Origin of the sequence: Micropruina sonneratiae, from assembly GCF_025972045.1 — a bacterium.
Classification (GTDB): Bacteria; Actinomycetota; Actinomycetes; order Propionibacteriales; family Propionibacteriaceae; genus Micropruina; species Micropruina sonneratiae.
On the sequence record NZ_JAPDHX010000001.1, the window covers coordinates 487,993 to 499,914 of the forward strand.

The 11,922-nt window shown below is 71.0% G+C and carries 11 protein-coding genes; 6 read left to right on the plus strand and 5 right to left on the minus strand.

Features of this window, described 5'->3' with window-relative positions; all coding sequences use genetic code 11:
• Position 1: 1 nt before the first annotated feature.
• Positions 2-499 carry a hypothetical protein gene (locus OIE40_RS02380; protein ID WP_264699550.1) on the minus strand — a complete coding sequence of 166 codons (498 nt, stop codon included), beginning with the start codon at positions 497-499 and terminating at the stop codon, positions 2-4.
• Positions 496-1,245 (minus strand): alpha/beta hydrolase, encoded by a 750-nt coding sequence (locus OIE40_RS02385; protein ID WP_264699551.1) that lies wholly within the window; start codon positions 1,243-1,245, stop codon positions 496-498. The genes OIE40_RS02380 and OIE40_RS02385 overlap by 4 nt, the downstream gene beginning before the upstream one ends.
• 100 nt (positions 1,246-1,345) lie before the next feature.
• Here OIE40_RS02385 and OIE40_RS02390 point away from each other — a divergent pair, with 100 nt between their 5' ends.
• The 5 genes from OIE40_RS02390 (at position 1,346) to OIE40_RS02410 (ending at position 6,460) form a co-directional block, all read left to right on the plus strand.
• Positions 1,346-2,101, plus strand: a complete 756-nt coding sequence (locus OIE40_RS02390; RefSeq protein ID WP_264699553.1) for a lysophospholipid acyltransferase family protein — start codon at positions 1,346-1,348, stop codon at positions 2,099-2,101.
• A gap of 119 nt (positions 2,102-2,220) precedes the next feature.
• Positions 2,221-3,612, plus strand: a complete 1,392-nt coding sequence (locus OIE40_RS02395; RefSeq protein WP_264699555.1) for a class II 3-deoxy-7-phosphoheptulonate synthase — start codon at positions 2,221-2,223, stop codon at positions 3,610-3,612.
• A gap of 208 nt (positions 3,613-3,820) precedes the next feature.
• Positions 3,821-4,741 carry a transketolase gene (locus OIE40_RS02400; RefSeq protein WP_264699557.1) on the plus strand — a complete coding sequence of 307 codons (921 nt, stop codon included), beginning with the start codon at positions 3,821-3,823 and terminating at the stop codon, positions 4,739-4,741.
• Positions 4,741-5,733 (plus strand): transketolase family protein, encoded by a 993-nt coding sequence (locus OIE40_RS02405; RefSeq protein WP_264699559.1) that lies wholly within the window; start codon positions 4,741-4,743, stop codon positions 5,731-5,733. Before OIE40_RS02400 ends, OIE40_RS02405 begins: the two co-directional genes overlap by 1 nt.
• An 82-nt stretch (positions 5,734-5,815) precedes the next feature.
• Positions 5,816-6,460 carry an MBL fold metallo-hydrolase gene (locus OIE40_RS02410; RefSeq protein ID WP_264699561.1) on the plus strand — a complete coding sequence of 215 codons (645 nt, stop codon included), beginning with the start codon at positions 5,816-5,818 and terminating at the stop codon, positions 6,458-6,460.
• A gap of 56 nt (positions 6,461-6,516) precedes the next feature.
• On the opposite strand, the gene OIE40_RS02415 is transcribed toward OIE40_RS02410, so the two are convergent.
• Entirely contained in the window at positions 6,517-7,737 is a 1,221-nt protein-coding gene (locus OIE40_RS02415; protein WP_264699563.1) for a hypothetical protein, read from the minus strand.
• A 20-nt stretch (positions 7,738-7,757) separates the two neighbouring features.
• Positions 7,758-9,731, minus strand: a complete 1,974-nt coding sequence (pknB, locus tag OIE40_RS02420) for a Stk1 family PASTA domain-containing Ser/Thr kinase (RefSeq protein WP_264699564.1) — start codon at positions 9,729-9,731, stop codon at positions 7,758-7,760.
• Positions 9,732-9,901: 170 nt separating this feature from the next.
• On the opposite strand from pknB, the gene OIE40_RS02425 reads away from it, so the two are divergent.
• Positions 9,902-10,798, plus strand: a complete 897-nt coding sequence (locus tag OIE40_RS02425; RefSeq protein ID WP_264699566.1) for a thiamine phosphate synthase — start codon at positions 9,902-9,904, stop codon at positions 10,796-10,798.
• Positions 10,799-10,810: 12 nt separating this feature from the next.
• On the opposite strand, the gene OIE40_RS02430 is transcribed toward OIE40_RS02425, so the two are convergent.
• Positions 10,811-11,899 (minus strand): polyprenyl synthetase family protein, encoded by a 1,089-nt coding sequence (locus OIE40_RS02430; protein WP_264699568.1) that lies wholly within the window; start codon positions 11,897-11,899, stop codon positions 10,811-10,813.
• Positions 11,900-11,922: the final 23 nt, after the last annotated feature.

The window sequence follows — 11,922 nt, forward strand, 5'->3', positions numbered from 1 at the left end:
CTCAGACCACGGCGCCGTCACCGTCGGTCGGCGGCCGTTGCCGCAGCCGGTACAGCAGCAGGCCGACCCCGACGAAGAAGCCGATCCCGCCGAGCACCTGCACCAGTTTGGGCAGCTGGACGCCGAAGGCGGTGAGCAGCACGAGGAGCAGCGGCAGCACCACCCCCGCGGTACCGGCGATTCCGGCGGCCGTCCAGCGTCCGGGCGGCGGTGCCGGAGGAGCGACGAACTCCTCGTCGGGCTCCTCGGCCGGCGTCCAGCTGCGGAAGCCGGGGTCCTGCGCGGTCGAGGCGGGCGGAGTGGTCGGTTCGACGCCGGACGGCTCGGCGGGAGCCGGACCCGACGGGCCGGCACCGGCGTCCTCGACGACCGGGTCGGCATCCGCCGGCGCCTCCGGCGGTTCAGGGCGCTCCGACCACCGTCCCGGAACGAGACCGCTGGGGAACTCGCGCTCCATCAACTCGCGGAACCGGGCGTCCTCGGCCTCCCGCGGGGTCATTGGGCCGAGTTCCCGGCGACGAAGTCGAGCGTGCCGGACACGATCAGGTCGGCGTCGTTGTCCAGTGGTGCGACGTGGTCGCTGTCGGGCAGCACGACCTCACTGATCTGCTCCGACGACACCTGCCGCAGCACCAGCTCGGCGGAGCTGACCGGGACGACGCGGTCGCGCTGCGAGCGGAAGAGCAGGATCGGGCAGTACACCAGATCGAGCCGGGACCGGACCTGAGCCCACAACCGCATCATGGCGTGCACCGCCTTCAGCGGCGTCCGCGGGTAGCTGTGTTCGGTGACGTCGGGCTTGTTGATGCCGCTGCCGATGCTGTTGGTGGTGCGGATCAGGTGCTTGGCCAGCGGGACCAGGGCGAGCCGCCGGTTGCCCAGCAGTGCCGGATTGACCAGCACCAGGCCGGCCACCTCGTCCGGACGCCGTTCGGCGAGTTGCAGCGCCAGTGCGGCCCCCATCGACAGCCCCGCGACGAAGACCCTGTCGCACTGTGCGCGCAGGTCGAGGAAGGCGCGTTCGGCGGCCGCGTACCAGTCCCGCCCGTCGGTGATCTCGAGTTCGCGCCAGCTGGTGCCGTGCCCGGGCAGCCGCGGCACCGCCACCCGGTAGCCGGCCTCGGCGGTGCGGCCGGCCCATTCGCGCAACGTCCACGGAGTGGCGGTGAAGCCGTGCAGGAACAGCACGCCGACGTCGCCCGAGCCGTCCGCCCGGAACGGTTCGGCGAAGTCGTGTACCTGCATGCCGCCATCGTAGGGCCAGCCCGCGATCGGCCTGGACGTGGCCACTTGCCTCCAGGCGGGTGTTCTAGGGTGAGCGCACAAGGCGCTCCAAGGAGGTGCTGTGCTCTACTCCCTGTTCAAGAACGTGGTGTTCCGCCCGGTGATCAAGCACCTGTTCGGTGCCCGCGTCGAGGGCGAGCAGAACATTCCCAGCACCGGCGGAGTGATCCTGGCCAGCAACCACCTCGACGCCGGCGACACCCTGGTGCTGCCGGCGATGATCACCCGCCAGGTCACCTTTCCGGCCAAGGCCGAGCTGTTCGCCGGCAATCGCGGCCCGTTCTCCAAGCTGGTGGCCTGGTTCCTCACGGCGGTGGGTCAGGTGCCGCTGGACCGATCCGGCGGGCGGGCGTCCTTGGACGGTCTGGCGCCCGTGCTCGAGGTGCTGGCCGACGGCGGCTGCGTGGGCATCTATCCCGAGGGCACCCGCTCGCCGGACGGCCGGTTGTACAAGGGCAAGACCGGTGTCGCCCGGATGGCGCTGGCTGCGAAGGTGCCGATCGTGCCGGTGGCGATGCGGGACAGCACGATCAGCAAGCGGGCCGGAATCCCGTGGATCGACCACCCGGTGGTGGTGGTCGGCCGGCCGATGGAGTTCAGCGAATTCTACGACCGGGTCGACGATCCGCGGGTGCTGCGCTGGGTGACCGACAAGGTGATGGCGGCGATCCAGGAGCTGTCCGGGCAGACCTACGTGGAGGCGTACGGCACCTCGGTGAAATCCGGGTCGCTGACCAAGGCCGAGGCCGATGCGCGCATCCTGGAGCGGCCCGGCATCAACACCGTCGAGCCGGACGCCGCCCCGCCGGCCCAGTGAGCCGACGCCGCCGGAGTGCGTCGCCGGACGCGATCGGGTGGACCCTGTTCGCCGGTTCGCGGCGTCCACAGCGGGGGTCCCGACCGGGGCACCGGGCGTGACCGCGTATCCTGACCGGCGTGTCGACGCCGATCCCCACTCTTGAACGCCTGCAGTCCCTCCATCCGGTCCAGCAGCCCAGCTATGCCGACACCGAGCAACTGCACCGGGTGATCGCCGAGCTGCGCAAGCGTCCGCCGCTGGTGTTCGCCGGCGAATGCGACGAACTCCGGTCCAAGATCGCGGACGCCGCGGCGGGCCGGGCCTTCATCCTGCAGGGCGGCGACTGCGCCGAGACCTTCGAGACCGGTACCGCGCAGGACATCCGCGGCAAGCTGCGGGTGCTGCTGTCGATGGCGGTGGTGCTCACCTACGCGGCGCAGGTACCGGTGGTGAAGCTGGGCCGGTTGGCCGGCCAGTACGCCAAGCCGAGGTCGAACGACGTCGAGACCCGCGGCGGAGTGACCCTGCCCGCCTACCGCGGGGACGCCGTGAACGGGCTCGATTTCAGCGCCGAGGCGCGCGTGCACGACCCGAACCGGCTGATGGAGGTCTACAACCATTCGGCCTCCACGCTGAACCTGATCCGGGCCTTCGTCACCGGCGGCTTCGCCGACCTGCGCGCGGTGCACACCTGGAACCACGACTTCGTCCGAAACTCGGGCGCCGAGGCGCGCTACGAGGCGCTGGCCGACGAGATCGAGCGAGCGCTGGCGTTCATGGTGGCCTGCGGGGTCGACAAGGAGGCCTTCCGCACCGTCGACTTCTACTCCTCGCACGAGGCGCTGGTGCTGGCCTACGAGCATGCGATGACCCGGGTGGACTCGCGCACGTCGACCCCCTACAACACCTCGGCCCACATGATCTGGGTCGGCGAGCGCACCCGGCAGGTCGACGGGGCGCACGTCGAGTTCGCGCGGCACCTGCGCAACCCGATCGGGGTGAAGGTGGGCCCCTCGACCACCGCCGCGGACGCCGTGGCGCTGGCCGACGCGCTCGACCCCGAGCAGGAGCCGGGACGGCTGACGATCATCTCGCGGATGGGTGCGGGCAAGGTGCGCGATGCGCTGCCGCCGATCGTGCGGGCCGTCGAGGCGACCGGGCGGAAGGTCGCCTGGATCTGCGACCCGATGCACGGCAACACCTTCGAGGCGGCCAACGGCTACAAGACCCGCGCCTTCAGTCAGGTGGTCGACGAGGTCAACGGCTTCTTCGACGTGCACGAGGAGCTGGGCACGTGGCCCGGTGGCGTCCACATGGAGCTGACCGGCGACGACGTCACCGAGTGCGTCGGGGGAGTGGCGGACGCGCTGGCCGAGGCCGACCTGCCCAACCGGTACGAGACGGCGTGCGACCCGCGGCTGAACCGCAACCAGTCGCTCGAGCTCGCCTTCCAGATCGCCGAGCGGCTCACCGACGGCCGGATCAAGCGGGTCAACCCGGTGCAGGAGTACGCCGCCGAGGACTTCTGAGGCACCCTCCGGGCGTCGGGACCGCGGTGGGTCTGGGTACCGCGGTCGCCGTCCAGGCTCACCCTCTCGCCGGTGTGCGGACGAACGCCGCGATCGTGCACACAGATCGCGCGATTCCTTGCCGCAACTTGTCTATACAAGTACACTCAGGTTATTAGGTCCGGAGGCAGCGTCGTCTCCGGGCCGCGATCGTCGGCAAGGAGGCATGGTGATCACCGCGGAAGAGACCCGGCAGGCAGGCACGACGGAATCCTCGGGAGTTGCGCACCGGGACGCCGAGGTGGCCGAGTTGGAGTTGAGCGCGGCCCGCACCCGGCGCAGGGTGCTGCGGATGTTGCAGGCCAACCCCGCCGGGCACGTCGGTGGAGCGCTGTCCGTCATCGAGATCCTGGTGGCCCTGTACCGGCGCGCGATGCGCTTCGGGCCCGACCGGGTGACCGATCCCCAACGGGACAGGTTCCTGTTGTCGGCGGGGCACAAGGCCTTGGCGCAGTACGCCGTCCTGGCCGAGGTCGGTGTGGTCGATGACCCCGTGCTCGACACCTACGGGCGGACGGGTTCGGCTCTGCCCGGACATCCCGACCTGCACAAACTGCCCGGCATCGAGGCGAACACGGGTGCGCTCGGTCACGGACTGCCGATCGGCTGTGGCATGGCCCTGGGGGCCCGGCTACGCGGCTACCGCTCGCGCGTGTACGTCGTCCTCGGGGACGGGGAACTGCCCGAGGGGTCCAACTGGGAGGCGGCCGCGATCGCCGCTCACCATCGTCTGGACACGCTGACCGCCTTCGTCGACGTCAACGGCCTGCAGATCAGCGGTCCGACCGCTCAGGTGCTCGGCATGGAGTCGATCGCCGCCAAGTTCGCCGCCTTCGGCTGGGCCGTGGTCGAGATCGACGGCAACGACGTTGCGGCGGTCTGTGACGTGCTGGACCGGCTGCCGCTGAGTGCCGGCCGGCCCACCGCGGTGATCGCCCGGACGGTGAAGGGGAAGGGCCTGCCCGGACTGGAAGGCACCGTCGCCTCGCACTACTGGAAGCCCACCCCCGAACAGCTCCACGCCGCGATCGCCGCCGCCGACGCGGCCGTCGCCCGTGCCGCGGCGCGGGTGCAGGAGGTGGCACGGTGATGTCCGGTGGGTTGCAGGATCCGCGCAAGACCTTCGGTGCCGCGGTGGCCGCGGTGGCTGAGTCCGACCCCAGGGTGGTGGTGCTGTCCGCCGACAGCGGTGGCTCGTCCGGCCTGGGAGAGTTCGCCGCCAAGCACCCCGACCGCTACCTGGAGTTCGGCATCGCCGAGCACGGTGCCACCGGTGCCGCCTCCGGGCTGGCCACCATGGGCCTGGTCCCCGTGTTCTGTGCGATCGCACCGTTCGTCACCTGCCGAAACTTCGAGGCGTTCCGCAACGACGTCGGCTACATGCGGCAGAACGTCAAGATCGTCGGCCGCAACGGCGGCTTCACCTATGCCGACCTGGGCGCCACCCACCATTCGTTGGAGGACTACACCCTGATCGGCATGATCCCCGGCGTGGTCGTGCTGGCACCGCAGGATCCGGCCGAGATCCGCGGGGCCGTGCGGGCCATGATCGCCCACGACGGCCCGGTGTACATGCGCATCGGCAACGACCCGCTGCCCCAGATCTTCGAGGACGACAGCTTCACCATCGGCGAAGCCAGGCAGCTGCGGCACGGGGGCGACCTCACCGTGGTCAGTGCCGGCTACATGACGCCCCGGGTGCTCGAGGCCGTGGACGCCGTGGCCGGCGAGGTCGACGTCGACCTGCTCGGCCTGGGCACCGTTGTGCCGCTGGACGAAGAGGCGATCCTGGCCTCGGCGAGAAGGACGGGGCACGTGCTCACCGTTGAGGAGCACTACCTGCGCGGTGGCCTCGGTGGCGCGGTGTGCGAGTTGCTCGCCGGCGTCGACGGTGTGATCGTCGAACGGCTCGGGGTGCCGCACGACTACGTACCCAGCGGTCGGTACTCGGAGTTGTGCGCCCGCTTCGGGCTGGATGTTGCGGGGATCGCGCGGCGAATCAGGCAGGCCGCACGGCGAGGCGGGCCACGAGACGAATTGGGGTCTCGGCGGACGCCGATCACTGCCGCCGCGGGCGACTGAGCCCCGGCGGCCCGGAGGTGGCCCGTCGACGACGTGACGCCCGACCTGCTCGACCAGTGAGGACACTCGTTAGGGTGAGACCATGCAGATCACCCATCTAGGACACGCCGCCGTCCTGGTCGAGGTCGCCGACCGGCGCATCCTGATCGACCCGGGCAACTTCTCCAGCGCCTGGCACGACGTCGTCGACCTGGACGCGATCCTGGTCACCCACCTGCATCCCGACCACGTCGACCCCGAGCACGTCGGGACCCTGATCACCAACAACCCGGCCGCCACCGTCTACGTGGAGCCGGGCGTGTTGAAGGCGGTCGACCTGCCCCGCGGCGAGGGCATCGCCGCCGACACCAGCATCGACCTGGGCGCGGTCAGGGTGGACGCCGTGGGCGGCCTGCACGCGATCATCCACCGCGACATCCCACAGATCGGCAACGTCGGGCTGGTGATCAGCGCCGAGGGCGAGCCGACCCTGTTCCATCCAGGCGACTCGCTCGCCACCGTGCCCTCGGGGGTGGACGTCCTGGCCGTCCCCGCCTACGGGCCGTGGGCAGCGATGAAGGAGACCATCGACTTCGCCCGGGCCGTCGGGGCGTCCCACGGCTTCCCGATTCACGACGGGTTGCTGCACGAGCGTGGCGTCCAGCTGATCTACGGACGCCTCGACGCGATGACCGGCATGGAGATGCACGACCTGCGTGACGGCGCGGGTTGGACGCCGGACGCCTAGAATCGTCTGGCCGCCGGCGGTGCCGGACTCAGCGACAGTCGCAGGGAAGGGCGGGCTCAGAAGCCGTCCAGCTCCCGGCTGATCGGCGGCTGGGCGTGGCCCAGATCCTCCCAGACGAAACCGGGGACGCCGGCGAAGAAGGTGACCAGGAAGCTGCCGCAGTGCTCGAACACAGCCGGGTCGTTGACCTGGGTCGAGAACCGCACCCGGCCCTGCTCGATGCTGAACGGCAGCGGCTGCGCCTTCAGCATGAACTCCAGCTGCCGGGGGTGGAACACGTCCGAGGCGAACTTCGGGTAGGCGCAGCGCACCTTGAACGCCCGGTCGAAGTCGCTGGACTCGAAGCGCACCCGGTCTCCCCACCCCGACCAGTTGACGCTCAGGTCGCCGAAGTGCCAGGGCAGGTGGAACTCCAGCACCACCTCGCTGTGATGGTCGGTCACCGTGCGGGTGGTGGTGTTGCCCTGGGCGTCGGTGCTGGTTTCGGTCCGGTCGGTCTTCCAATGGTGGCTCAGTCCGATCATCCGGATGCCGAGCCGTTCGCCGAGCACCACGTCGCGCGCCTCGTGCCCGTACCCGCCCGAGCTGTGCACGACCTGCCCCAGCCACGAGTCGTCCGATGGTCGGTAGATCCAGTCCGGATGCCCGTACAGGCTCAGTTCCGCCGGTGGATTGGGCCCCTGGAAGCCACCCAGCGCCGGCGCAGAGGCCAGCGCCCGCGCGATCGGCTCCACGCCGTTGAGAAACGACTCCATCGCCTGGGCCTCCCGCGGCACCCCGAGCGCGACCAGCCGGGCGCCGTCCACCGACAGGTCGACCGGGTGACCGGCCGCCGCGAGCGCGTCCACAGAGGCGCCGATCGCCCCCATCGCCGCCTCTGCCCAGGCCGGATCGCCCGCCGTCACCAACCACGGGCCCAGTTGCTTCTGCAGGCCGACGGCCCCCGGCCTCGGGGCCGAGCCGACGTACAGTTCGGGCAGCGGACGCGGCAGCGCGAGGGTGGCCACGTAGCCCAGCGCGTTGTACTCGAACACCGCGAACGGGACGCCGCCGGTCGTCGTGCCCGAGATCTCGTCGTCGATCTTGCGGTTGTAGCCGAGGCCGAACGGCGGATTGTTCAACCCGTAGGTGTTGGCCAGCGTCGGCGAGCCCTCGAAGGTCCAGCCCTTGTCGCGCAGCGACTTCACATAGAGCTGCCGACGGACGATCAGGGCGATGACGACAGCCACCACCAGACCGACGATGATCCAGATGATGTGACCGGCGGAGAGAGGCACGTCGTCAGGGTAGCGACCGATCAGACCAGATTGACGGTGATCGTCGAGCCCTCGGGGGCCTTCGTCCCCGCGCCCGGGTTGGTGCTCTGCACCAGGTCGAAACCGAAGCTGATGAGGCGGTTCACCTGCACCTTGAAGCCGGCCTTGGTGAGCACCTCACGGGCCCGGTCGAGGGAGTAGCCGCGCGTCGCCGGCACCTCCACCATCAACGGTCCCTTCGACACCACGAAGCGGACGGTGTCGCCGCGGTGCACCTCGCCGGCCGCGGGGTCCTGGGAGATGATGTCGCCCTTGTCGATCTCGGGGTCGTTCTTCGACTCGCTCTTCTTGACCTTCAGGCCCTGCTCGGTCAGCGCCTTCTTGGCCTCGGAGTACGACTTGCCCTTCCAGTCACCCAGGGTCACCGGGGCCGGCCCCTTCGACAGCAGCAGGTCGACCGGTGTGTCGGCCTTCAGCGGCGTCCCCTCCTCGTAGGAGGCCTTGATCACCTGACCGGCCGCGACGTCGTCGTCGTAGTCCTCGGTGACCGAGCCGACCTTCAGGCTGACCTTGGTCAGCGCCTCGGAGGCGGTGGCCAGGTCGAGGCCGCGCAGGGCGGGCACATTGAACCGCTGGGGCCCCTTGGACAGGAAGGCCTGCACGGTGCCGCCGTGCACGATGCGTTCGCCGGCGCCGGGCTCGGTGCGGGTGACCAGACCGACCGGGACGTCCTCGGAGTACTCGTTGCCGAAGCTGATCTGCAGCCCGGCCCGCTCGGCGGCGTCCTGGGCCTGGGACTGGTTCAACTGGTCCATCGCGGGGGTGGCGGTGTACTGGCCGGCGAAGACCCACCACAGCCCGGAGCCGACCAGGACGACGGCCAGCAGCAGGGCGATCAGCCCGGGCCAGCGTCGCCGCCGCCGGGTCTGGGCCGGGGCCGATTCGACCGGGCCGTCGTAGTACGGCATCCCGTCGGTGATTTCCGGGAACCCGGGGCTGACCGGGGTCGAGGGGGTGAATCGCAGGGTCGGCGTCCGTTCCCCCTCGTCGGGGCTGCGCAGGCTGGGCACCGGCTCGGTGATGTGGTTCTCGGGGTCGAGGGTGGTGCTCCGCATCCGTTCCGACAGCGCGGGGTCGTCCATCACGCCGCGCGCCAGCGCCTCACGGGCCTGGCGCAGGTGGTCGAGCAGCACCCGGGCGTCGGTGGGCCGGTCGGCCGGACGCCGGGCGGCGGCCGTGGTGACCACTGCGTCCAGATAGGGCGGGATGCCGTTGCGGGACTCGCGCCACGACGTCTTCACCGCCGAGGACGGGGCCGGGATCGCCTTGTGCACGTGGGCGTAGGCGACCTGGATCGGGTTGTCGCCGGTGTGCGGCTTGCTGCCGGTCAGCATCTCGTACAGCACCACCGCCAGGGCGTACACGTCGCAGCGCGGGTCGGCCTTGCCGTGGGTGACCAGTTCGGGGGCGATGTAGCTCACCGTGCCGATCAGCATGCCGGTCGCCGTCGCGGTCTGCGCCGAGATCGCTCGGGCCAGGCCGAAATCGGCGACCTTGATCTGGCCCCGATCGGAGATCAGCACGTTCTCGGGCTTGATGTCGCGGTGGATCAGTCCCGACTCGTGCGCGGCCGCGACCGCGCTGGTGACCGGGATCAGCAGGTCGAGCGCTCGCTCGGGGCTGAACGAACCCTCGCGGGTGATCATGTGCCGCAGCGTGCAACCCTCGACGTGCTCCATCACGATGTAGGGCCGGCCGTTGTGCACACCCTGGTCGAACACCGACACCACGTTGGGGTGCGACAGCCGGGCCGCGGCCCGCGCCTCGCGATCGAACTTGCCGATGAAATCCTGATCGTCGCCCAGGCCCTCGTGCATCACCTTGATGGCGACGGTCCTGGTCAGCCGCTGGTCGTCGGCCAGGTATACGGTCGCCATGCCGCCCCGGGCGAGCTTGCGTTGGATGGCGTAGCGACCGTCGAGCAGTTGCCCCACCAGGGGGTCGCTCGTATGCACAGTCGTCACGCTCGCTCCGGATCAGTCAGGGGAAGTGGGCCGTCCAGACCTGCCGGTGAGTCTAGGTCGGCCCGGCCGGGGCGTCGGGTGCGACCCGCCGGGGCGGGACGGATAGCGCCCGGCGGCACGGGCGTGCCCAAACCGGTCCGGGCTGGCTTAGGCTGGCGATCGTGACGGTTCTGCGAGGACTCGATGTACGGATGCGGCTGGCCCGCCTGTTCTGCGTCACCGACGCCCGGCTCGCGCGCGGTGACCTGCCCGACGTCGCCGAGGGCCTGTCCCGGGCCGGGGTCGACCTGCTCCAGCTGCGCGACGACAAGGCGTCCGACGCCGAGAAGCTGACGGCGCTGGAACAGTTGCGCGCCGCCGCCCAACCCAACGGGCTGGTGTCGGTCTACGCCGACTACCACCTGGCGCAGGAGTTCGGCGCCGACGTGCTGCACCTGCCGAAGGGCCGACCCACGGCGGCCAAGGCCCGCGGCTACGTCAGTGAATGGGCCCAGCTGGGCCGGTCCTGCTACAGCGCCGACGAGATCGACGCCGCGCTGGCCGACGACGGGATCGCCTTCCTCACCGTCGGGCCGATGGTGGGCCGTATCCCGTGGCGCGGGGCGCAGCCGGGGCTCGACCTGGTGCGGCACGCGGCGACGGTGGCTCCGCCCGCCCGGCCCGGCAGCAAGCCGTGGTTCGCGATCGGCGGCATCACCCTGGACAACCTCGACCAAGTGCTGGACGCCGGCGCCCGCCGGGTCGCGGTGGGACGCGCCATCGTCGACGCCGACGACCCCGCGGCGGCCGCGGGGCGGTTCTCCGACCGGCTGCGCGCGGCGTGGGGCGACGAGTTCGAGTCGTTCACCCTGGGCGCGTTGTCCTCGGGCGGTTTCCGTTCGGTGGCCGGGGCAGCACCGGTGGCCGGGGCAGCGCCGGCGCCAGGCGAAGGCCTCAGTATGCCGGCCGCCCCCAGCGACGCCGGTGCCGACGACGACTCCGGAGAGGCCGACGATCTGTCGCCGGCCCGTTCGGCGGGAGCCGACGACCCCGAGGCGTGCGACCTCGACGGGCACTGAACCTCCGGAGCCTCAGGCGCTGCGGCTGGTGGACAGTTCCGCCAGCCTGCGCAGCGCGGTGACCGCCTCCGGCCGCAACGGTGCGTCGTCCAGGACGGCCAATGCGGCGGCCAGGTCGTCGGCGATCCGCTGCTCGGTCGCCTCCAGCGCACCGGAGGTGACGATGATCTCCTGCGCCGTGGCGACATCGGTGGCGTCCAGTTCGGGGCTGCCGAGCAGGCCGATCAGCCGCTCGCGGGCCGTCTCGGACGCCAGCTGCAGCGCCTGCGCGACCAGCACCGTGCGCTTGCCCTCGCGCAGGTCGTCGCCGGCCGGCTTGCCGGTCACCTCCGGCTGGCCGAACACGCCCAGCACGTCGTCGCGGAACTGGAACGCGCGACCGAGCGGCGAGCCGTACGCCTCGAGCGCAGCCAGCACCGCGGCGTCCCCACCGGCCAACGCGGCGCCGATCTGCAGCGGCCGGATCACGGTGTACTTCGACGTCTTGAACTCCACCACGCGCGGCACGACCTCCATCAGGTCGACGGTGCCGATCGGTTCGGCCTGGGCGTGCACGTCGAGGAACTGGCCGCAGGTCACCTCGGTGCGCAGGGCGTCCAACAGGGGGGTGGCCCGCTGCAGGGCCTCGGCCGGCAGCCCGCACCCGGTGAACAGCTCCATCGACCACACCAGCAGCAGGTCGCCCAGCAGGATCGCCCCGGCCCGTCCGAACGCCTCCGCCGACCCCTCCAGCCCGCGCGCGTGGTGCCAGGCCTCGAACTGCCGGTGAGCCGCGGGCAGACCGCGGCGGGTGTCCGAGGCGTCCATCACGTCGTCGTGCACCAGGGCCGAGACGTGCAACAGGTCGAGGCTGGACGCCGCGGCGAGCACGGCCTGGGAATCACCGGGTTCGGCGACGGCCTGATGCCCCCACCAGCAGAACGCCGGACGCAGCCGCTTGCCCCCGGCGGTGAAGGCGGCGGCCAGCTCGATCAGCACCTGGGCGTGTCCGCCGAGGTCGCCGAGCCGCCGGGACTGCCCCGCGATGAAGTCGGCCAGAGTGCCGCCCACCGCCTCGGTGAACCGCTCGCCGATCGGGTCGTCGCCGGTGAAGGTGCCCATCCCCTGAGCCTAGGGCCGCCGGC